Here is a 20,456-nt window from a genome sequence, read left to right on the forward strand (position 1 = left end):
GCGAGCGGGACAGTTCACGACCAACCCAAAAGAGGCCCATTCAAGTCCAACCTCAAGCGGGGTGCGGGCTGGCGTCCGATCCATCAACCCGAAAAAAATCGCCCCCCGCCGCACCGGTTTCGAGATGACAGCGCCAACGAAAACCGCCCATACTGAACAAGAACTCTCTCCCCCTCGACAAGGGACAACCCATGCGCACCTCCCTGCTATTGCTACTGCTATCCACCCTCTCTCTGCCGCTCTGGGCCGCCAACATTCTGGTGATCAGCAGCTACCATCCCGAATACCTGTGGGACCAAAGCTACAACAAAGGGCTGCTCGATGGCTTGCAGGGGGAGCACAAGATCACCCACTTCTATATGGATACCAAACGCCATCCACGGGAGAAGTTTGACGAGATCGCCCAGCAAGCCATCGCCTTTTATCTGAAGAACAAACCGGATCTGGTAGTACTGGGGGATGACAACGCCATCAACTATCTGGCCAACGAGATAGCCTCGCTGGGCACTCCAGTGGTCTTTCTTGGCATGAACGAGAATCCGCGCCTCAAGGGCTTTGTCGGCCACCCCAAGATCACCGGCGTGCTGGAGCGCCCCCTGCTCAAGCGCAACATCAGCGAAATAAGCCAGATGATGGGAGGGCTCGACAAGGCACTGGTGCTGTTTGATTCCAGCAATGTGGCCCTCACCGCCATCGAGGATGAATTCAAGACCCAGACCGAGCTGCGAGTCGGCCAGACCAGGATCAACAGCCAGCTGATGGGGGATTACAGCCTCTGGCAGGAGGCGGTGCTCAACGCCAAGAAGAACGGCTATCAGGCAATCTTCCTCGGCCTCTACCACACGCTGGTCGATGACAATGGCAAGCATGTGAGCGAAAAGACTGTGCTGGAGTGGACCAGCGCCAACACGCCGGTGCCGCTCTTCTGTTTCTGGGAGTTTACCGTCGGCAAGGGGATGGCCATCGGCGGGCTGGTGCTGGACGGACACGATCAGGGGATACAGGCAGCCAGCCTCATCAACACCATACTGGCGGGCACCCTGCCCCGTACCATCTCCCCGCGCGCGGCCTTACGCGGCGAATATGTCTTCAGCAAGAGCGAGCTGGCCCGCTGGCAGCTCACCGTGCCCGACAAATGGCGCCACAAGATCCTCTGGCGTGAGTGACCACCCAAACAAAAAAGAGAACCCGGCCATGCCGGGTTCTCTTTTATCAGGAGCTGCGGTTAGCAAGCTTGGTGAGGGCTATCAGCCCTGCAACGCCTGTTGCAGCTCCTCTTCGGTCCAGATGGTAATGCCGAGCTCCTGCGCCTTGGTCAGCTTGGAACCGGCCGCTTCCCCCGCCACCAGCACATCGGTCTTGGCAGATACCGAACCCGCCACCTTGGCCCCCAGCGCCTGCAATGCCGCCTTGGCGTCGTTGCGCGACAAGGTGGTCAGGGTGCCGGTCAGCACGAAGGTCTTGCCGGCAAAGGGTTGCTCCGCGGCCTCTTTCTTCTCGATAGCCGGCCAGTGGATGCCGGCAGCCAGCAGAGCCTCCAACACCTCCACGTTGTGGGGCTGACGCAGGAAGTAGTAGACATGCTTGGCCACCACATCGCCCACATCGGCCACTTCGAGCAGCTGCTCCACCGAGGCTGCGCGCAGTGCATCCAAGGTGAGGAAGTGGTTGGCAAGGTTGAGCGCAGTCGCCTCCCCCACTTCGCGGATCCCCAGGGCAAACAGGAAACGCGGCAAAGTGGTACTGCGCGCAGCATCGATGGCGGCTACCAGATTGAGGGCCGATTTTTGCCCCATCCGCTCAAGACCGGCCAGCTGGATGGCATTGAGGCTAAACAGATCGGCGGGAGTCTTCACCAGTCCCTTGTCTACCAGCTGCTCGACAATCTTGTCGCCAAGGCCGTCCACATCCATGGCGCGACGGGCGGCGAAGTGCTTGATCGCCTCCTTACGCTGCGCCTCGCAGAACAGGCCACCGGAGCAGCGGGCAACCGCTTCTCCTTCCAACCGCTCGACCGCAGAGCCACAGACCGGACACTCGGTCGGGAAGAGGATCGCGCGGGCGTCGCTTGGGCGCTGCGCCTCCACCACGGCGACGATCTGCGGGATCACGTCCCCTGCCCGGCGCACGATCACGGTATCGCCGACCATGACGCCAAGACGCTCGATCTCGTCGGCGTTGTGCAAAGTGGCGTTGGAAACGGTCACGCCGCCGACAAACACAGGTTTTAGCTTGGCCACCGGGGTCACGGCACCGGTACGGCCAACCTGAAACTCGACGTTCTCAAGCAGGGTCATCTCCTCCTGCGCCGGGAACTTGTGGGCGGTCGCCCAGCGCGGGGCGCGGGCCACAAAGCCGAGCTCCTCTTGCAGAGCGATAGCATCCACCTTGTAGACCACGCCGTCGATCTCGTAAGGGAGCTCGCCACGGCGGGCCAGAATGTCGTCGTGGAACGCCTGACAACCGTCAGCCCCCTCTTTGAGTTTCACCTCGGGACTAAGCGGCAGCCCCCACTCTTTGAGCTGATTGAGGCGACCAAAGTGAGAGTCACCGAGCAGCTCGCCGCCAACACCGACACCGTAAGCGTAAAAGCTCAGGGGACGGCTGGCGGTGATGCGTGAATCGAGCTGACGCAGGCTGCCAGCAGCGGCATTGCGCGGGTTGACGAATACCTTCTCGCCTGCGGCCAGCGCCTTGGCGTTCATCGCCTCGAAACCGGCCTTGGGCATAAAGACTTCGCCACGCACCTCCAGCCGCTCTGGCCAGCCAGTGCCACGCAGCGCGAGTGGAATGGCCTTGATGGTACGCACGTTCTCGGTGATCTCCTCACCGGTAGCGCCATCGCCCCGGGTGGCCGCCTGCACCAGCTGACCATTTACATAGAGCAGGCTCACCGCCAGACCATCGAGCTTGGGCTCGCAGCAGAAGGTGAAACGCACGTCACGCTTGAGGCGATCGCTCATCCGTTGTTCGAACGCCTGCAACTCTTCGCTGCTAAAGACGTTGTCCAGACTGAGCATGGGGATCTCGTGGCGCACCTGTTTGAAGGCGGTCAGCGGCTGACCGCCGACCCGCACGCTCGGGGAGGCCGGGGTTTTCAGCTCGGGATGCTCGGCCTCCAGCGCGATCAGCTCGCGCATCAGACGGTCGTATTCGGCATCCGGCACTGTGGGGTTATCCAGCACATAGTACTGGTGACCGTATTCGGTAAGCAGTTCACACAATTGACGGTGGCGGGAGAGGGTGTCGCTCATGAAAAAGTCTCGAAGTGTGATTGAACATACGGCCGGGGTAGAAACAAAAATGCGGTACCAGGGTACCGCACTTTTTCTTCACTCGACCCGCATGGCGTATTAGTCGCGACTGGCCTCGTAGGCAGCCAGCTCGTGACGGTAACGGGCAATGGTCTCGTCGCTCAGCGGGCTGCGATCCATATCTGTCAGCATGGCATCGAGATCGCTGGCCAGCTGATCGGCAGCCTGCAGCATGTCCTCGAAGGCAAACGCGGCATTGCTGCGCAGCGGCAGTTGCATGAACAGGGAGACACCCGGCGTAGTGAACTGTTCCATCCGGTACGGGTTGAAGGTACCCGGCTTGACCATATTGATCATGGAGAAGAGCACTTCACCCTTGCCGTTGGGATCTTCGTGACGGTGGAAAATATCCATCTCGCCAAACTTGAAGCCCAGCGCCATCAGGGATGAGAGCAGGGTCGCACCTTGCAAGTCGTGACCCGGACGGCCCATCAGGTTGATGACATAGACATCCTGCCAGATCTTCTCGACCGGCTGGGGCGCCATGCGCGGCTCTTCCACCACAGGTGCAGGCGCCACATAGGCTGGCTCTTCATAAACAGGCTCGGGAGCCACATGACGGGGCTGCGGCTGATATTCCGGCTCGGGAGCACGCACCGGTTCGGCACGAACGGTGTCAGCGGTACGGACTGTCTCTGCACGGGCACCAAAAGTCGGGGCGGTCGCGTAAGCGGGCTCGACCAGCGGCTCGTCGTCCAGCGACTGCATCATGGGCTCGCGCAGGGGACGGGAACGGTAGACCGGGGTACGACGATTGACCTGAGCAGGTTTGCGCACCGGCGCGGCGGGCGCCTCGTCGATCTCCTCGGGCAGCGGTTCGTCGAACGCTTCCTCCTCTTCATAGACAGGAGGCGGCGGAACCGGGCGGGCAGCAGGCTTGCGCACTACGGGCGGCGGCAGATCGTCCTCGTCATCTTCATCATCAAAGGCGGGGACGGCAGGGCGACGACCGAGTTCCGGCTGGCGGCTCTCTTCACTGCGCAGCTTGGGCTCGGCACGACGGCCACCACTGACCACACGTACCTGGCCGATGCCATCGCTGTCGAAGGCGTCGTTATCACGATCCCGCGACTTGGAGTCCATCCGTCCAATCGGTTTCTCTTTGATCGGTGCCTGACGATTCTTTTTGTTGCTCCACAACCCGTGAATGAGCAATGCCGCAATAGCAATACCGCCCAGGGCAACCAAGATGTAACGCAATTCCTGCATTAGCTGCTTCTCTTTCTAGTTTTGCTCAGCCAAAGCGACGGCTTCACCGATATCGACCGACACAATGCGAGAAACCCCGGGCTCTTGCATCGTGACGCCAACCAGCTGCTCAGCCATCTCCATGGAGACCTTATTATGACTGATGTAAACGAACTGTACTGTGCTCGACATCTCTTTGACAAGAGAACAGAAGCGACCGACGTTCACTTCATCGAGCGGTGCATCCACCTCATCCAGCAGACAAAAAGGTGCTGGGTTGAGTCTGAAGATGGCAAAAACCAGCGCAAGCGCGGTTAACGCCTTCTCCCCCCCGGAAAGCAGGGCAATGGTAGCATTCTTCTTACCCGGAGGTCTCGCCATGATGCTCACTCCGGCCTCCAAAAGATCATCGGAGGTAAGCTCAAGCCAGGCACTGCCCCCACCGAACACTTTTGGAAACAGGGATTTTAAATCTTCGTTGACCTTATCGAAAGTGTCCCGGAACCGTATTTGTGTCTCTTTATCAATTCTTTTAATGGCTTGGCTCAAGGTTTCCAGCGCTTGCTCGAGATCCTGGCACTGATTTTCGAGGTAGGTTGCCCGGGTTTTCGCCTCTTCGTACTCCTCCAGCGCCGCCAGGTTGATGGCGCCGAGTGCCTCCACTTGCGCCTCCAGGGTCTGGATCTCCTGCCGCAGCTTGCCGCGATCAGCGGCGATCAGCACCGCCTGATCGAGATCTACCAGTCGAACACCCAGCTCTTCGAACTGCTCGTGCAACCCCTGTCGACGGGTGAGGTTGCGTTCGCGCTCAAGACGCAGGGTTGCCAGCTTCTCTTGCAGAGTCACCAACTGCTTGTGATCGGCACTTCTGGCCTGCTCCAGCTCACCGAGCTGGCGCTCCAGTTCCGCAAGCCGTTGATGGCAGGCGAGCTGCTGCGCCTCCAGATTGCGCTGCTCAGCCAGCAGGGGCGCCAGATCCGGCATTGCTTCGCTATCCGGCCCTTTCAGCCCGGCCAGCTCCAGGCCGAGCCTCGCCAACTCCTCTTCGCCCAGGGTAATGAGTTGGCGCAGATTGCCCAACTCCAGTTGCAAACGCTGGCAGGTCGCTTGTTGCTGCTCGCGGCGCACACGGGCCTCGTCGACCGCCCGCTCGCTGCGGGTCAGCAGCTCCTGAGCGAGCTGCAACCCTTGTGTCAGCGGCTCCCCCTGCTCCTGCAACTCGGCAAGGCGTGCCTCATCGAGTTCCAGTTGTTCACGGGCGCTGGCCAGTCGCTCTGCCTCTTCGGCCTGCTCCTGATCGAGCCGGATCAGCTCTTCGCCGAGCTGACCGAGCCGCTGCAACCGCTCCTGCCGCTGACCCTGTTGCAGGCTCCAGGCTTCGCGCAGTTGTTGCCATTTCTGCTCTTGCTCGCGCAAGGTTCGCTGCGACAACTCCTGCGCACTGGCAAGCTGGGCACGCCGGGCATCGGCAGCCACAAGTTGCTCGCTCAACTGTACCAGCCTCGCGGCGACCTTCTCCTGCTCGGTATGCAACCGCTCACGCTCACCCAGCAGCGCCATGGTGCCAAGCGCCGCGCCCTGTCCCAAATCTGCCCAGTTTGGCCCCAGCCAGTCGCCAGCAGGAGTCAGTACCGACTCACCGGCCGCAAGGCTTGGCTGGCGGGCCAATGCGGCTTCCCGGCTCTCCACCAGCCAGATGGCATTGAGGAAGGCGGGAATGTGCTCGCCGCCCAGTTGCGCCGCCAGCGTACCGGCAACCGCCGGTTGCGCCGGGCCAATCCAGAGCCCCTCTTGCGCCAGATTGCACTCGTCCGCCGGCGTTGCGGTGAGCCAGCGACCCAGCACCTTGTCGAGCGCCTGTGCCCATTCGGGGGCAACCTGCAACCGGTCGGCCAGGGTCGCCCCCTCCATCTGTTCGCCGAGGATCTGATCCAGGGTCGCCAGCCGCGCCTCCAACTCCCGCTGCAGGCTCAACTGCTGGCCATGCTGCTGCTTGAGTTGTTCATGGGCGTCGACCGCCTGCGCCAGCTGCTCGGTCAGCTCGCCATTGGCCGCCCTCGTCAGCTCCAGCTCACCACTCATGGCATCGAGGGCAGGTTGCAGATCCTCGGCCTCTGTACCGAGGGGGCCAGCGCGTTCATCTTCCAGCTTGAGGCGCGCCAGCCGGGTCTTGGCCTGCAGCTCCTGCAAACCACCCAACCGGGTACGGGTCTGGTTGAGCTGCCCCTGCAACCCGGCCAACTGTTGTTGCCACTGCTGCTGGCGCAGGCGGGCCTGCTCCAGCTGCTCGCTGGCGTGCTGGCGGGCCTCCTGCTGCTCGGTGAGCAACTGCTCACACTGCTCCAGCCGGGCGCTCTCCTGCTCGGCGCGCAATACCCCTTCGGTCAGTTGATCCTGCTGGCTGGCAAGCTGCGCCTTGCGGGTAGCGATCCTCTCACCGAGCGCCTCTGCACGGGCCTGCCAGTCGCGCCCCAGTTCACTCTGGTGCAGTTGCTGTTGCTCGAGACGGGCGATGGCCTGCCCGCCGAGAAAAATCTGTTGCTGACGGCTCGCCTGCTCGGCTTGCGCCTCTTGTCTGGCGACCGACAGGGTGACGTGGCGCCCCTCATCGGCGGTGCGCTTGGCATCGAGCGCCGCCAGCGCCTGCTCGGCCTGCGCAAGTTCGGCTTTAGCCTCGCCAAAGCGCGTCTCCAGCGCCCACAACTCGGAGCCAATCAGCTCGGCGCGAGCTGCGCGCGAACGACTCTTGAGCTGTTTGTAGCGCTCGGCCGTTTCGGCCTGGGCTTTGAGGTGGTTAAGGCGCGAACCCAGCTCGCCGCGAATATCGCCGAGGCGCTCCAGGTTCTCCTGAGTGTGGCGAATGCGCTGCTCGGTCTCGCGGCGCCGCTCCTTGTAGCGGGAAACCCCGGCGGCCTCTTCCATAAAGAGCTTGAGATCGGCCGGACGTGACTCCACCAGTCGGCTGACGGTGCCCTGCTCGATGATGGCGTAGCTTCGAGGGCCAAGACCGGTGCCGAGGAAGAGGTCGGTCACATCCTTGCGGCGGCACTTCTGGCCGTTGATCTGATAGTGGTTGGAGCCGTCGCGCAGCACTTCGCGGCGCACCGAGATCTCGGTAAAGCGGCCGAACTCGCCGGGCACCCGGTTGTGGGGATTGTCGAACACCAGCTCCACCGAGGCGCGCCCGTGCGCACTGCGGTTGATAGAGCCGTTGAAGATGACATCGGTCATGTTCTCGCCGCGCAGATGGCGGGCGGAACTCTCCCCCAGCACCCAGCGCACCGCGTCGATGACGTTGGATTTGCCACAGCCATTGGGGCCCACCACGGCGGTCATGTCTGCCGACAGTTCGATGCGGGTCGGCTCGACGAACGACTTGAAGCCGGCGAGTTTGATCAGTTTCAGACGCATGGCGACCTGTATCAGTGGCTAAATAAAGAGGATGCGGGCAGGTGACTTTACCAAATCCAGACCCGGCTTTGTTTGTAATATGCAGGCATCATCCCCATTCATGCCCGATTTTTGGTCGCCACGGCACGAAATAAGGAATAGTCGGCGACTTTACCAAATCAAAGGCTTGTTTGTAATATGCTGGCAGTTCTCCCATGCATAGATGGAGCTCACATGAGCCAATCACCCCATATGGTCAAAGATTCAATCAGCGGTGCAGACTACTTTCTGCGCGGTTTTTCCCTCATTCGCCAACCGGGTATCCGCACCTTTGTGCTGATCCCCCTGCTGGTCAACTTCGTGCTGTTTGCCGGGGCCTTCTATGCCCTGTTGCTGCAACTGGACGGCCTGTTCGCATGGCTCCATCAGCAGATCCCCGCCTGGCTCGACTGGCTGGACTATCTGCTGTGGCCCATCGCGCTCATCACCATACTGGTGGTCTTCTCCTTTATCTTCAGCTCGGTCGCCAACTGGGTAGCCGCCCCCTTCAACGGCCTGCTGGCGGAGAAGGTGGAGCAGATCCTCACCGGCCAGCCCGCCAATGACAGCGGCATGCTGGATATCGTCAAGGATGTGCCACGCACCTTCGGCCGCGAATGGACCAAGCTGAAGTATTACCTGCCCAAGGCCATCGGCTGCCTGATACTGTTCCTGATCCCGGTGGTGGGCCAGACCCTGGCGCCGGTGCTCTGGTTCCTGTTCAGTGCCTGGATGATGGCGATCCAGTATGTGGATTATCCGTTCGACAACCACAAGATCGACTTCATCACCATGCGCGATGCCTTGAAGCAGCGCCGCGGAAAATGCCTGAGCTTTGGCGCTTTGGTGACCCTCTTCTCCGCCATTCCGGTGGTGAACCTCTTTGTCATGCCGGTCGCCATCTGTGGCGCCACCGCCATGTGGGTCGATCACTACCGGCAGGAGCAGTTGGGGCGCTAACCCTTGAACATTGATTAGAAAAAGGCACCCGAAACGGTGCCTTTTTCGCATTTAGCATGAATTAAATTAATGCATGCATTCGATAGCTTGTCCCATATAACACGAGTTGGTAGGATTCTGGCCTTTCTCGTTCCCTGGGATATCTCATGTTACATGCACTCTTCTTGGTTGGCCTGGTGGCCGAAGGGATGACCGGCGCGCTGGCCGCGGGTCGGCGACGGATGGATCTGTTTGGTGTGGTGATCATCGCCTCGGCGACGGCCATCGGTGGTGGCACCATTCGCGATGTGCTGCTCGGCCACTATCCGCTGCTCTGGATTGAGCATCCAGAATATGTGCTGCTGGTTGCCGCAGCCGCGATGGCGGGTGTAGTCTCCGCCCCCCTGATGCGCTATCTCGGCAAGCTGTTCATGGCCCTTGATGCCCTGGGACTGGTGGTCTTCTCCATCTTCGGTGCGGCCCGGGCGCTGGATATGGGCCACGGCGCCGGTATTGCCTGCATCATGGCGGTGGTGACCGGGGTCTTTGGCGGGGTGCTGCGGGATCTGCTCTGTCAGCGGATTCCGCTGGTGTTTCGTCGCGAGCTCTATGCGGCCATTTCGCTGATCACCGCAGCCCTCTACTGTCTGGCGCTGGATCAGGGCTTGCCCACCAACTGGGCAGCGTTCGGTTCCATCGGGATCGGCTTTGTGCTGCGGCTGCTGGCGGTACGCTTCAAGTGGGGTCTGCCCACCTTCAACTACCAGTACGCGACCCACTGAGTACGCCAGCTTCTGGCGAAGCGGGTTGGATTGCGAGCAACAAAAAAGCGCCCGAGTGGCGCTTTTTTCATGGACGTTCTGCGACTCAGTTAATCCCTTCCGAGCTGAAGAAGGTCGCCTTGTCGGCGATAAAGCGGATCTTGATGTTCTTCCCTTCCCCACCCCAGAGGCAGCTGGTGGTGCCCAAGGCATCATCACAACGCTCCGCCTTGCCCAGAATGGTGCTGGCCTCGGCGTAACTCATCCCCATCTTCAACTGGTCGTAATTTTCACGGTTGAGCTTGCTACAACCGGTCAACAACAGGGCGATCAGGCCGCCAATCACTATCTTTTTCATCGCTATCTCCTCTCTGGTGGGAAGAGCTTGGCAGCTTGCCAACCCCTTTACCAGCTGCGCACCGGGCCAGTATCGAGGTGAACGAAGTTGTCACGGGGATAGTAACCAACCCCACCCACCTTGAGCTGGAGCGCCGCCTTGCGCAGATGGGCCAGCTGTACGCCGGGGATCCGCACATCCACCGCCTGCCCCAGGGTGTGGTAGCTGTGCTTGGCTACCCCGCGGCTCTTGTGGCGCTTTTGGCGATTGGTGGCCGGAGCGCGATAGCCGGAGATCAGCTGGATTTCGCTGCGCCGACCCAGCTTGTGCTGCAACAGGAACAGCTGATCAAACAGCTTCTTGTCGATGTTGAACACTTCATTGCGCCGGTAATCGCGGAAGATGTGGTTGAGCTCGGCCAACCCGTCGCTCAGATAGTGGCCATTTTCCCAATAGCTGGCACGCACCCGCTCGCCGGTATTGAGATTGAAGAAACTGAGTTCACGCCCGGTGGTACTGCGGCTGGCCAGTGCAGGGAAGGAGATCAGCGAGCTGCCCAGCAGGCAACCGGCTCCCAGCAACAGGCGACGTCGACTTATCTCTTGTTCCAGCATAAGGGGTTCGTCCATCGCAGATTCAAGCGAAAAATAGTTGAATAAGATCACTGATTGAATGTGATACAGGCGCTTGAAACTACTCTCCGGCGGGGGGAGCTGTCAAACCACAATCGCCCATAGAAAAGCCCGGCACAGGCCGGGCTTTTCACTCTGTGGCAGGGATCACAGCAGGCGGCTCTGGAAGCTGACCCGATCAAATCCGTAGATGTCGTTGCGCAGTTGCTGGCGACCATTTTCGTCGATCCAGCTGCTCCAGTAGACGGTAAAGACCGGGATCGGCGTGGTAAGCGGCAACCATTTGGTCTGGCTCTCCTTGAGGATATTGGCCACCTTGTCCGGCTGATAGCGGGAGTCCGCCAACAACAGCTCGGCCAGATCGTCAGCATGCTCCACCCGGATGCAACCCGAACTGAAGGCGCGCGCCCCCTGTTCGAACAGCGCCTTGCGCGGGGTGGAGTGCAGATAGATGGCGTCATTGTTGGGCAGGTAGAACTTGTAGCGCCCCAGGGCATTGTGATCCCCCGGCTTTTGCCGCAGGCGATAGGGGAAACCGGCGGCCAGCGCCTGATGCCACCCCTCTTCGGTGAACTGGACCGGATTGCCCTCGCTGTCGATCACCTCGAACTGCTCGCGACTCAGATAGGCGGGATCCCGACCCAGCTTGGGCAGGATGTCCTTGCTCAGGATCGAGCGCGGCACATGCCAGGAGGGGTTGAGCACGATGGAGCGAATTTCGCTGGCCAGAATGGGAGTGGCGCGCTGCTCCTTGCCGACGATGACCCGGCTGGTGAATACCTCGTTGCCGGACTCCACCACGCTCAGGCGGTAGTCGGGAATATTGACCAACACGTAGCGGCCACCGGCGAGCTGATCCACCAGATCGCGACGCCACAGGTTGCGCAGCAGCAGGCTGGCGCGCACTTGCGGGCCGGTATTGAGCCAGGAGCGGGTCTGACGACCGATGATGCCGTCTGCGGTGAGACCGTGACGACGTTGGAACTGCTTGATGGCCTGCTCGGTATCACCATCGTAAATCTGATCACCATGGCTCGGGGCGCTGTCGCCCAGCTCGTTGAGCATGGCGCGGATTTGGCCGAGCTCGGCGGAGCTCTCTCCGGCACGCAGGGTCGGCATATCGAGGGTTGGCCACTTGCTGGCCATCGGCATCGCCAGAAGTTTGTGCACTTTGGCCCGCACCGCCTCGTATTCCGCCACCTGAGGGCGCAGGGATTTCACCTGGGTGAGCAGGTCATCATCGCTGGGCTGGGTCACCACAGGGCGGTTCAAATCGAGCTTGAGGGTCTTCATCTGCTCGCGAGAGACCAGATCCATCCCCCGCCAGGCGTGCTGGAAACGGCTCAGCTTGGCAAAAATGTCGTCATAGATGGCACCGCGCTTGTCTGCAGGGGTGGCCTGCAGGCGCTTCCACAGTGTGAAAAAATCGGGATGCAGCTGGGCAAGCACAGCCTCTTGCAACTGCTGCTCCAGCTCGACACGGGCCTGTTCGGCCTGACTGCCCTGATACCAGTCGTGTCCAGTTTCACTGGCCGCCACCACAACTTGTGCTTCGGTCGCATGTACCGCGCCAGCGGGCAAACATCCCAGCCACACCAGATTGGCAAGGGCCAGCCAATACTTCATCCCCATGGGTACCTCAAAACGGTTTGTTCACTCTGTCGGGCCTGACAAGCAGACCCGATGCTCAGGCCGCTCATGATGCGTGAACGGCCAATACATTGCTAGCGCCCGGGGGCATAACGCTGCCAGATAATGTCATACGCATCTGTCTCCTTGAACCGCGCCAACGCCTGATTGAATTGTTGCAAGAACTGCGGCGAAAAGCTGCGCTTGCCCAACATAAAGAAGCTCGGCGATTCAGATACCACCATGGGGTGACTGGTGAACAGACCGCTCATCCCCTCCTTGTTAAGGGCGCTGGGGGTAGCCAGCATGTCACCGAGGAAACCGTCGATCCGGCCGCGGGCCAGCTTCTCAAAATTTTGCTGGTCGCTCACCGCACTCACCTGTTTGGCATAGCGAGCGAGCAGCGACATCACTTCATCACCATAGAAGTACTCTTTGGTGACGCCGAGGGAGTAACCACTGGCCAGCCAGCTCGCCAGATCCTGCTCGGGATAGTGGCTGCCCTTGTGGATCCACAGCAAGGTACGCCCCGGGTTGTAGGAGTCGGAAAAGCAGGCATAACGAGCGCGCTCATCATTGATATTCGCCTCCATCGCCATGTCTATCTCGCCATATTCCATTTCGTGCAGTACCCGCTTCCAGGGCAGCTCCACATAGTTGACCTTGCAGTGCATGGAAGTGAGCACAGCCGTCAGCACCTCGGCGGCATAACCGCGCACCTCTTGCGGTGAGTCGGCTTCGTAATAATGGTAGGGGGGCCAGTTATCGTAACCGACCTGAATGGGCTCGGGACACAGGGCCCTGGCCAATGCCATTGGCGCCCATAATCCAAGCAACAGACAGCAAGAGATCCACTTCATATGTCATCCTTGACGAATAAGTGAGTCATCATAAATCGCCCCCTACAAAATGGCGATAGAGGCCAGATGACTATCGCATCCGCTAGAAAATGACGCAGCAAAGCACGTCTATTTGCCAAATACCCCGCCGGAGCACTACTGGCAACCTGCGCCCCGCCAGACCTGTTTAACCGGGAAACAGCAACGTTTGGAACAGGGGTAAAAAGGGGTTAATATGTGACCAAATATTTTTTTGTGATCCACTATGCTTTTTTTGCAATTGGATTAGCATATGCGCGACATCGGCCTACCCATTCTGTCAGGCATAGAGAGTGATATGACGTACAAAAAGTTCGGTTTTTTGACTGCCATTCTGGCGTTAAGCGGTTTTTATCTTTACACCCTCTATCTGGCTGCTCACCCCAACGTGAGCCTGGCCTACAAACTCTATTATTTGGAAGGCAAGACACGCTTCTGGGAACACAACTCCAGCATGACCTATCAGCCTGGTAACGAACTCAATCTGACCAAGCCGAGCCGCTTCCTCTCCAGCGAAGGCTGGGCCAAGAAGCCGAGCGATGAAGGTACCCTGCTCAGCGGTCAGGGCGGTCTCTACTTTGTGCTGCCCAAGCAGGCGGCCAATCCGGATCAGCTTACCGTACAAGCCCGCATCAACAGCCCGGAAGCCGGAGCCCTGTTGAAAGTGGCGCTGGGTCACGACTTCACCACCACGGTGAAACTGGCCAAAGCGGGCATCAACGAAATCCGCCTCAGTCTGCCCGGTGACTCGCTCACGGCAGATCCCAAGCGCCCCAATTTTCTGGCGCTCTCGGCACCTACTCCCATCAATGTGCAGTCGGTACGTTTGACCGTAGCCCAGTGATCCTTGCCCCGAATACCATTATATAAAAACAACTATCCCAAATAAGGACGTTCTTATGTCGCATCCAGATTTTCGACTCTCTCTGGTCGTTCCCGTTTACAACGAGGAAGAGAGCATCGATGCCTTCATCAACGCGATAGACAACGAACTGGCCCCGCTGAAAGACCAGCTTGAAATTGTATTCGTCAACGATGGCAGCCGTGACCGCACCCGTGAAGTGGTCGAGCAGGCCATCGCCCGCGATCCGCGCGTAACCTTGGTCAACCTGGCACGCAACTTCGGTAAAGAAGCCGCCTTGACCGCCGGTCTGCATCAGGCCAAAGGGGATGCCATCGTACCGATGGACGTGGACCTGCAAGACCCGCCCGCCCTGATCCTGGAGTTCGTCAAACTGTGGCAGACCGGTGACTATGACACCGTCTACGGCATCCGCGTCGATCGCAGTGCCGATACCCCGATGAAGCGCCTGACTGCCGGTGGCTTCTACCGCTTCTTCAATGCGCTCTCCACCAGCACCAAGCTGCCGGAGAACGCAGGTGACTTCCGCCTGATCGACCGTCGCGTGGTCGAGGCGATCAAGCTGCTGCCGGAGCGCAACCGTTTCATGAAAGGTCTGTTTGCCTGGGCCGGTTTCCGTGCCGTTGGCGTCCCCTACGAGCGCCCTGCCCGTCACGCCGGTGAAACCAAGTTCAACTACTGGAAGCTGTGGAACTTCGCCCTCGACGGTCTGCTCAGCTTCTCCAGCTGGCCGCTGCGGGTCTGGAGCTATGTGGGTGTCAGCGTCTCGCTGGTTGCCTTCCTCTATATCCTGAAAATCATCACCCAGGTGATCTTCTTCGGCATCGACGTGCCCGGTTACGCCTCCCTGATGTCCGTAGTGCTGTTCCTCGGCGGTATCCAGCTGCTGTCGCTCGGCATCATCGGCGAGTACATCGGCCGCATGTTTGTGGAAGTGAAACAGCGCCCGGTCTACCTCATTGAAGGGGTCTATGGCCAGTATGCCAAGCAGGATGCGGCCAAACCGCAGAGCGCTGACAGCAACCCGCAAGAGCAGCAGGAGCAAGCGCCTCAATGATCTCCCGCGAGGAATTCTGGCGACTGGTACGTTTCGGTTTTGTCGGCGGGGGGGCTACCCTCGTCGACCTTGGCACCTCCATCGCACTGTTTCATACCTGGCCCACCATCTCGGAGCACCTGGTTACCACGCTGGCTTTTGCCATCGCGTTCTGGTTCTCCTTCTTTGGTCACCGCTACATCACCTTCCAGAAGCAGGGAGCCGCCAGCAAGTTTCTGCTGGTCGCCCTCTTCTCGCTGGCGGTGCGTAACCTGATCCTGAGCGGCCTGCTGTTTGCGGGGCTCTCCGGTCTGCTGCCGGTGGTCATCGCCACCCTGACCGTTACCGTCCTCACTTACGTTCTTTCTCGCGTCTGGGTTTTTGCCTGATGAATGATATGACCAATACTGCCCCGCTAACCGGGGCTGCACTCCCCTATCGCCCGTCACTGCGCATCAGCGGCCGTGACTGGCTGATGATCATCGCCGCCTTCATGCTGAGCCGGGTGGCGCTGTATGGCATGGGCTACTTCGGGGTCCAGCTCTATGGCTCCCCCGACATTGGCCCGCTGCAGGCCTATTGCCAGTTTGACTGCGTCTGGTTCCAGCGCATTATCGAGAACGGCTACGACCTCTACCCGCGCTGGCTGAGCAAGGGCAATGCGGCCAACTGGGCCTTTATGCCGCTCTATCCGATGGTCTCCGGTGCCATCTCCAACCTGTTCAATGTGGAGAGCCTGATCGGCCTCATCATTGTTACCAATATCTCCTTCTTCGCCAGCCTGCCGCTGATGCTGCTGGTGTTGCGTCAGCTCAAGCTGGGGGACGATACCGCCCGCTTTGGCGTATGGCTGCTCGCCTTCTCCCCCTTCTCCGCCTACTTCGTCTCCGGTTATACCGAGTCGACCTTTATGGCGCTGATGCTGGGGATGTTCCTGTTCGCCTATCGGGAGCAGTGGCTGATGGTGGCCGTGCTGGGGGTCTGTATCTCCGCCACCCGCAACCTGGGGGTGATGATGGTCTTCCCGGTGCTGATCCTGGCGCTGCAGGCCTACGGCTGGCGGGAATTTTTCCGCTTTACCGAGCGCGCCTTCAAGGTGGTCTTCACCCTCTGGATGATCCCGTTTGGCCTGTTTGCCTACATGGTCTACCTCTATCACCTGACCGGCGATGCCTTTGCCTTCAAGCACATTCAGGTGGCCTGGGGTCGCTACATGGACAGCCCGCTGGACTGGTGGCTGAGCGGTTTCGAGCTGGGCGGACGCAAGGCTTACCTCTCCATCATGGTGATCTTCGGCTGGTGCCTGAACGGCTACCTGTTCAGCCAGAAACGCTGGGCTGAAGCGACCCTGATGTTCATCTGCTGCACCATCCCGCTGATGACCGGCCTCAACGCCATGCCACGCTATATGTTCGGGCTCTACCCGACCCTGCTGGCCATCATTCTGCTGACCCATCGCTGGCCCGCCATCCGCCCTGCTGTGCTCTGTATCAGCGGCATGGTGGCCTCCTTCATCGCGGTGGCCTTCGTCAACTTCAAGTTCTTCACCGTCTGATGTGACGACGATGCCTGATACACCAAATGCCGGTCACCTGACCGGCATTTTTTTATGGCCGCTATTTTGATCGACAGAGCCTCCCATCTCCTCTCCGTCACACTTTCCTCGGCTTGAAAACGTAACCATTTGAACTGAAGTCACAAATCGGCATTTTGCCGATCCAAGGCGCGCTTTGCTGCTCCTAGAATGGGCCCTTGTCCGAACTGCCCTGCTCAAGGAATGGCTTATGCGTCGTGCTCATCACTTATCCCCTCTCTGGCTTGCCCTGCTGGCCGCCCCTCTGTTCATCCAACAGGCGATGGCCGCCCCCGAGGTTCGCCTCTATGTGGATGGTCAACCGGTAGCGGCCCCGATCGCGCTGGATAAGGGCATGGTGGAGCTGACCCACACGCTCGCTAAGGGGAGCCACCAGATCCGCATCAGCGACGCAGACAACAGTTGCGGTACCAGCTTTGGCCCGAGCGAGAGCAAGCCGCTCCCCTTCGGCACCGCCCAGCCCATGGACAAATGCAGCAAGGATCAGAGCTTTACCCTGCGGGTGATGCTGGCAGGGGAGTATCAGTTCACCTTCAACCCGGATACCCCCAGCCTCAAGGTGCTGCGGGCGACCAAGAAGAGCGAGTTCAAGCGCCAGCCACCAGAAGAGCCCTGCATCAGCTGGGATGGCGGCCCGGTCACGGTGTCGCTCAAAGGGGTCTGGCCCGACGGCACCCGACTGAGGGATGCCTACTCAAAACAGGAGGCGGTGGTCAAACAGGGCAAGCTGACCCTGACCCCGAGCAAAGAGAGCGGTGGCCTGCTGCTGCTCGAACCGGTCAAGGCGGCCAAGCCAGCACCGTTCAGCTGGGATCAGGCGAGCGTCTATTTCCTGCTGACCGATCGCTTCCACAACGGCGACCCCGCCAACGACCACAGCTTCGGCCGCCAGAAGGATGGTCAGGATGAGGTAGCCACCTGGCACGGCGGTGACTTCAAGGGGCTGACCGAGAAGCTCGACTACATCAAGAGCCTCGGCATGAACGCCATCTGGATCACCCCCATGGTGGAGCAGGTGCACGGCTTTATCGGCGGTGGCGAGCAGGGCAACTTCCCCTTCTACGCCTACCACGGCTACTGGGCGCTCGACTTCACCAAGATTGACCCCAACTACGGCAATGAAGAGAGCCTGAAAACCCTGGTGGACGAGGCCCACAAGCGCGGCATGCGGATCATCCTCGACGTGGTGATGAACCACGCCGGTTACGCTACCCTCGCCGACTTGCAAGATCTGGGGCTCACCGAGCTAACTCAGAACAGCAGCAAACTGCCGACCGTCTGGAACCAGTGGCGCCCGAGCGGCGGCCTCAACTGGCATGGCTACAACCAGTTCATCGACTATCAATCACCCGCGTGGAACAAGTGGTGGAGTGGTGACTGGGTGCGCGCCGGTCTGCCCGGCTACCCGCAGCCCGGCACCAACGACGTCACCGGCTCGGTGGCGGGGCTGCCGGACTTTCTGACCGAATCGGTCAAACCGGTAGGGCTGCCGCCGTTGCTGGCGGCGAAAAAGGATACACTCGCCAAGGCACTGCCCGATGCTACCGTGAGCGACTACCTGATCGCCTGGCACACCGACTGGGTGCGCCGCTTTGGCATCGACGGCTTCCGCGCCGACACCGTCAAGCATCTGGAGCCCGAAGTGTGGGCCAAGCTCAAGCAGGCGGGCACCGCTGCACTCAAGGAGTGGAAGACCAACAACCCGGGCAAGGCCCTCGACGCTCTGCCCTTCTACATGGTGGGTGAGGTGTGGGATCACGGGGTGGCCAAGGATTTCTGGTATCAGAACGGTTTCGATTCCCTGATCAACTTCGACTATCAGCGCGAGTTCGCCCTGCCCCAGGCCCAGTGCATGGCCAGCGCCGAGCCCACCTATGCCAGCTACGCCAGCCGCATCAATCAGGATCCCGAGTTCAACGTGTTGAGCTACATCAGCTCCCATGACACCAAGTTGTTCTTTGGCGACTATCAGGATGTGCCGCTACAGCGCCGGGTCGCCAACAGCTTTATGCTGCTGCCGGGCGGCATCCAGCTCTACTACGGCGACGAGTCCGGCCGCGGGCTGGCCAAGGATGGCGGGGTGTTCGATCAGGCGCTGCGCTCGGACATGAACTGGCAGGAGCTTGCCAGCGGCGACAAGGCCGAGTTGGTCAAGCACTGGCAGCAACTGGGCCAGTTCCGCGCCGCCCATCCGGCCATTGCGGCAGGCAGCCACCAGAAACTCTCGGATGCTCCCTACGCCTTCGTGCGGGAGAAGGGGGATGACAAGGTGGTGGTGGTCTTTGCCGGTCGGCAGAAGTAACTCTTGAGCCACATTCACCAGCAACAGAGAGGGTAGCCACTGGCTCCTCTCTCTCGTTTATCTATCTGCCAAGGCTCACAGTGACTGGCGCGCTGCCACCGGCCACTGCAACCGCGCCTTGAGCAGGGTCTCCTGCCACAGAGGCCAAGAGAGCAGCGCCTGCTGATAGGCTCCGGCCTGGCCGGGCAACAGGATGCCGTAGCTGGCCAGTCGATAGGCCATCACGGCATAGAAGGCATCGACAATGCCCGCCTCGCCAAAGTAGAAGGGGCCCCGCGCCTGCGACCAGATCTCCTGCAAGCGAGCCAGCTCGCCGACCGCCTCCACCGGGGGATCGATACGGGTTGGCGCCCCAAGAAAGAAGGGGAGCAGAGAACGGATCTGGCGAAATCCCGCGTGTAGCTCCGCGCAGAGGCTGCGAGCCAGTGCCCGCTCGGCCAGCGAAACCGGATAGAGCTGACGGTCGGGACAGATCTCGTGAACATATTCGGCGATGGCCAGCGAGTCGTGAACCCGCACGCCATCGTGTTCGAGCCAGGGCACCAGACCGGCCGGTGCCAGCCGCTTGAGCCGCGCCAGCGACTTGGCATCCTCCAGATCGAACACCTGCTCCTGCCATGTCAGCCCGCTCATGGCGAGCACCAGTGCCGCCCGCATTGCCCAGGTGGAGCCGGTGCCCACCGCCAATACCAAGGATCCCATCTGTTGCCTCCTGCATGAGTTGCCTGCGACCGGCCTGCCTGCCCTTGATGGCAAAACATCCGATGGTCGCTTCACATTTGCGCACCGGCGGGTTTGACCCTCTTGGTGAGCGATGCTAGTTTGATTTTTCAAAACAATCAGTTAGCAACAATGTGAGCCATTAACCGAAATATGGACAGCCAATTTACCATCGTCATCGCAGATGACCACCCCCTGTTTCGGGGCGCCCTTTACCAAGCTGTGCACATGGCCATCAACGACGCTCAATTGCTGGAAGCGGACTCCATCGACAGCCTGACCAGCCTGCTCGGCGAGCACCCCGAAGTTGACCTGTTGCTGCTCGATCTCAAGATGCCGGGAGCCAATGGATTCGAGGGGCTGGCCCACCTGCGCGGCCAGTATCCCGACCTGCCCATCGTGGTGGTCTCCGCCTCGGAAGATGCGGCCATCATCCAGCAGGTATTGCGGCTCGGGGCGCTCGGCTTCATTCCCAAATCGGTACCGATGAAGGAGCTGGTCAACGCCCTCAATACGGTGATCGGGGGGGATAACTGGGTGCCGGAAGGCATCTCGCTCCATCCTGAATCGGAAGACGGCCCCGATTTCGCCAGCAAGCTGGCCAGCCTTACCCCCCAGCAATACAAGGTGCTGATCATGCTGCGCGATGGCAGCCTCAACAAACAGATCGCCTGGGAGCTCAACGTCTCCGAGGCCACCATCAAGGCCCATATCACCGCCATCTTCAGAAAACTGGGCGTCAAAAACCGCACTCAGGCGGTCATCGCCCTGCAACAGCTCGATATCAAGGAGAGCTGAGCCCCGAACGCGGCGACACAGGCCAGATGAGATAGCC

At 60.3% G+C, this 20,456-nt stretch carries 17 protein-coding genes; 9 read left to right on the forward strand and 8 right to left on the reverse strand.

Annotation, left to right across the window (positions count from 1 at the left end):
- The first annotated feature begins 191 nt into the window (after positions 1-191).
- A complete protein-coding gene (locus OKC43_RS09850) occupies positions 192-1,166 on the forward strand; it encodes an ABC transporter substrate-binding protein (protein WP_021229152.1) in 975 nt (324 codons plus the stop codon).
- An 81-nt stretch (positions 1,167-1,247) separates the two neighbouring features.
- Here OKC43_RS09850 and ligA read toward each other — a convergent pair whose 3' ends face one another.
- From ligA to OKC43_RS09865, 3 genes are all read right to left on the reverse strand, one after another.
- Entirely contained in the window at positions 1,248-3,254 is a 2,007-nt protein-coding gene (gene ligA / locus OKC43_RS09855) for an NAD-dependent DNA ligase LigA (protein WP_236272512.1), read from the reverse strand.
- A 99-nt stretch (positions 3,255-3,353) separates the two neighbouring features.
- A complete protein-coding gene (gene zipA / locus OKC43_RS09860) occupies positions 3,354-4,523 on the reverse strand; it encodes a cell division protein ZipA (RefSeq protein WP_236272511.1) in 1,170 nt (389 codons plus the stop codon).
- Positions 4,524-4,538: 15 nt separating this feature from the next.
- Positions 4,539-7,913 (reverse strand): AAA family ATPase, encoded by a 3,375-nt coding sequence (locus OKC43_RS09865; protein WP_236272510.1) that lies wholly within the window; start codon positions 7,911-7,913, stop codon positions 4,539-4,541.
- 213 nt (positions 7,914-8,126) lie between these two features.
- Here OKC43_RS09865 and cysZ point away from each other — a divergent pair, with 213 nt between their 5' ends.
- Both cysZ and OKC43_RS09875 read left to right on the forward strand, forming a co-directional pair.
- On the forward strand, positions 8,127-8,891 hold the full coding sequence (gene cysZ, locus OKC43_RS09870) for a sulfate transporter CysZ (protein ID WP_005338455.1): 765 nt from the start codon (positions 8,127-8,129) through the stop codon (positions 8,889-8,891).
- Positions 8,892-9,037: 146 nt separating this feature from the next.
- Positions 9,038-9,652, forward strand: a complete 615-nt coding sequence (locus OKC43_RS09875; RefSeq protein ID WP_005338456.1) for a trimeric intracellular cation channel family protein — start codon at positions 9,038-9,040, stop codon at positions 9,650-9,652.
- An 85-nt stretch (positions 9,653-9,737) separates the two neighbouring features.
- Here OKC43_RS09875 and OKC43_RS09880 read toward each other — a convergent pair whose 3' ends face one another.
- The 4 genes from OKC43_RS09880 to OKC43_RS09895 all read right to left on the reverse strand — a co-directional run bounded on the left by OKC43_RS09880 (position 9,738) and on the right by OKC43_RS09895 (position 13,089).
- Entirely contained in the window at positions 9,738-9,989 is a 252-nt protein-coding gene (locus OKC43_RS09880) for a lipoprotein (RefSeq protein ID WP_005338457.1), read from the reverse strand.
- Between the two features lie 47 nt (positions 9,990-10,036).
- The gene (locus OKC43_RS09885; protein WP_005338458.1) at positions 10,037-10,582 is read right to left on the reverse strand and encodes a DUF882 domain-containing protein; all 546 of its coding nucleotides are present in this window, start codon (positions 10,580-10,582) and stop codon (positions 10,037-10,039) included.
- Between the two features lie 165 nt (positions 10,583-10,747).
- Positions 10,748-12,232, reverse strand: coding sequence for a L,D-transpeptidase family protein (locus tag OKC43_RS09890; protein WP_040066667.1), 1,485 nt, complete (start codon positions 12,230-12,232; stop codon positions 10,748-10,750).
- 92 nt (positions 12,233-12,324) lie between these two features.
- Positions 12,325-13,089 (reverse strand): substrate-binding periplasmic protein, encoded by a 765-nt coding sequence (locus OKC43_RS09895; protein WP_270659076.1) that lies wholly within the window; start codon positions 13,087-13,089, stop codon positions 12,325-12,327.
- A gap of 316 nt (positions 13,090-13,405) precedes the next feature.
- Here OKC43_RS09895 and OKC43_RS09900 point away from each other — a divergent pair, with 316 nt between their 5' ends.
- From OKC43_RS09900 to OKC43_RS09920, 5 genes are all read left to right on the forward strand, one after another.
- On the forward strand, positions 13,406-13,951 hold the full coding sequence (locus OKC43_RS09900) for a hypothetical protein (protein WP_041202288.1): 546 nt from the start codon (positions 13,406-13,408) through the stop codon (positions 13,949-13,951).
- Between the two features lie 55 nt (positions 13,952-14,006).
- Entirely contained in the window at positions 14,007-15,026 is a 1,020-nt protein-coding gene (locus OKC43_RS09905) for a glycosyltransferase family 2 protein (protein WP_058056731.1), read from the forward strand.
- Positions 15,023-15,394 (forward strand): GtrA family protein, encoded by a 372-nt coding sequence (locus OKC43_RS09910; RefSeq protein ID WP_005338463.1) that lies wholly within the window; start codon positions 15,023-15,025, stop codon positions 15,392-15,394. Before OKC43_RS09905 ends, OKC43_RS09910 begins: the two co-directional genes overlap by 4 nt.
- The gene (locus OKC43_RS09915) at positions 15,394-16,560 is read left to right on the forward strand and encodes a hypothetical protein (protein WP_005338464.1); all 1,167 of its coding nucleotides are present in this window, start codon (positions 15,394-15,396) and stop codon (positions 16,558-16,560) included. Before OKC43_RS09910 ends, OKC43_RS09915 begins: the two co-directional genes overlap by 1 nt.
- 229 nt (positions 16,561-16,789) lie before the next feature.
- A complete protein-coding gene (locus OKC43_RS09920) occupies positions 16,790-18,901 on the forward strand; it encodes an alpha-amylase (RefSeq protein WP_236272508.1) in 2,112 nt (703 codons plus the stop codon).
- Positions 18,902-18,976: 75 nt separating this feature from the next.
- Here the strand turns inward: OKC43_RS09920 and OKC43_RS09925 are convergent, their stop codons facing one another.
- Positions 18,977-19,603 carry a glutathione S-transferase gene (locus OKC43_RS09925; protein WP_236272507.1) on the reverse strand — a complete coding sequence of 209 codons (627 nt, stop codon included), beginning with the start codon at positions 19,601-19,603 and terminating at the stop codon, positions 18,977-18,979.
- A gap of 171 nt (positions 19,604-19,774) precedes the next feature.
- Between OKC43_RS09925 and OKC43_RS09930 the strand changes: the two genes are divergently transcribed.
- On the forward strand, positions 19,775-20,419 hold the full coding sequence (locus tag OKC43_RS09930; RefSeq protein ID WP_005338467.1) for a response regulator: 645 nt from the start codon (positions 19,775-19,777) through the stop codon (positions 20,417-20,419).
- The last annotated feature ends 37 nt before the right edge of the window (positions 20,420-20,456 follow it).

It is taken from the genome of Aeromonas sp. Y289-2 (assembly GCF_027705925.1).
GTDB classification, from domain to species: Bacteria; Pseudomonadota; Gammaproteobacteria; order Enterobacterales; family Aeromonadaceae; genus Aeromonas; species Aeromonas veronii.

What these genes read in the sequence shown, in the direction of transcription:
- OKC43_RS09850 (WP_021229152.1), top strand. Translation starts at nt 192, where the DNA reads ATGCGCACCTCCCTGCTATTGCTACTGCTATCCACCCTCTCTCTGCCG.
- ligA (WP_236272512.1), bottom strand. Translation starts at nt 3,254, where the DNA reads ATGAGCGACACCCTCTCCCGCCACCGTCAATTGTGTGAACTGCTTACC.
- zipA (WP_236272511.1), bottom strand. Translation starts at nt 4,523, where the DNA reads ATGCAGGAATTGCGTTACATCTTGGTTGCCCTGGGCGGTATTGCTATT.
- OKC43_RS09865 (WP_236272510.1), bottom strand. Translation starts at nt 7,913, where the DNA reads ATGCGTCTGAAACTGATCAAACTCGCCGGCTTCAAGTCGTTCGTCGAG.
- cysZ (WP_005338455.1), top strand. Translation starts at nt 8,127, where the DNA reads ATGAGCCAATCACCCCATATGGTCAAAGATTCAATCAGCGGTGCAGAC.
- OKC43_RS09875 (WP_005338456.1), top strand. Translation starts at nt 9,038, where the DNA reads ATGTTACATGCACTCTTCTTGGTTGGCCTGGTGGCCGAAGGGATGACC.
- OKC43_RS09880 (WP_005338457.1), bottom strand. Translation starts at nt 9,989, where the DNA reads ATGAAAAAGATAGTGATTGGCGGCCTGATCGCCCTGTTGTTGACCGGT.
- OKC43_RS09885 (WP_005338458.1), bottom strand. Translation starts at nt 10,582, where the DNA reads ATGCTGGAACAAGAGATAAGTCGACGTCGCCTGTTGCTGGGAGCCGGT.
- OKC43_RS09890 (WP_040066667.1), bottom strand. Translation starts at nt 12,232, where the DNA reads ATGGGGATGAAGTATTGGCTGGCCCTTGCCAATCTGGTGTGGCTGGGA.
- OKC43_RS09895 (WP_270659076.1), bottom strand. Translation starts at nt 13,089, where the DNA reads ATGAAGTGGATCTCTTGCTGTCTGTTGCTTGGATTATGGGCGCCAATG.
- OKC43_RS09900 (WP_041202288.1), top strand. Translation starts at nt 13,406, where the DNA reads ATGACGTACAAAAAGTTCGGTTTTTTGACTGCCATTCTGGCGTTAAGC.
- OKC43_RS09905 (WP_058056731.1), top strand. Translation starts at nt 14,007, where the DNA reads ATGTCGCATCCAGATTTTCGACTCTCTCTGGTCGTTCCCGTTTACAAC.
- OKC43_RS09910 (WP_005338463.1), top strand. Translation starts at nt 15,023, where the DNA reads ATGATCTCCCGCGAGGAATTCTGGCGACTGGTACGTTTCGGTTTTGTC.
- OKC43_RS09915 (WP_005338464.1), top strand. Translation starts at nt 15,394, where the DNA reads ATGAATGATATGACCAATACTGCCCCGCTAACCGGGGCTGCACTCCCC.
- OKC43_RS09920 (WP_236272508.1), top strand. Translation starts at nt 16,790, where the DNA reads ATGCGTCGTGCTCATCACTTATCCCCTCTCTGGCTTGCCCTGCTGGCC.
- OKC43_RS09925 (WP_236272507.1), bottom strand. Translation starts at nt 19,603, where the DNA reads ATGGGATCCTTGGTATTGGCGGTGGGCACCGGCTCCACCTGGGCAATG.
- OKC43_RS09930 (WP_005338467.1), top strand. Translation starts at nt 19,775, where the DNA reads ATGGACAGCCAATTTACCATCGTCATCGCAGATGACCACCCCCTGTTT.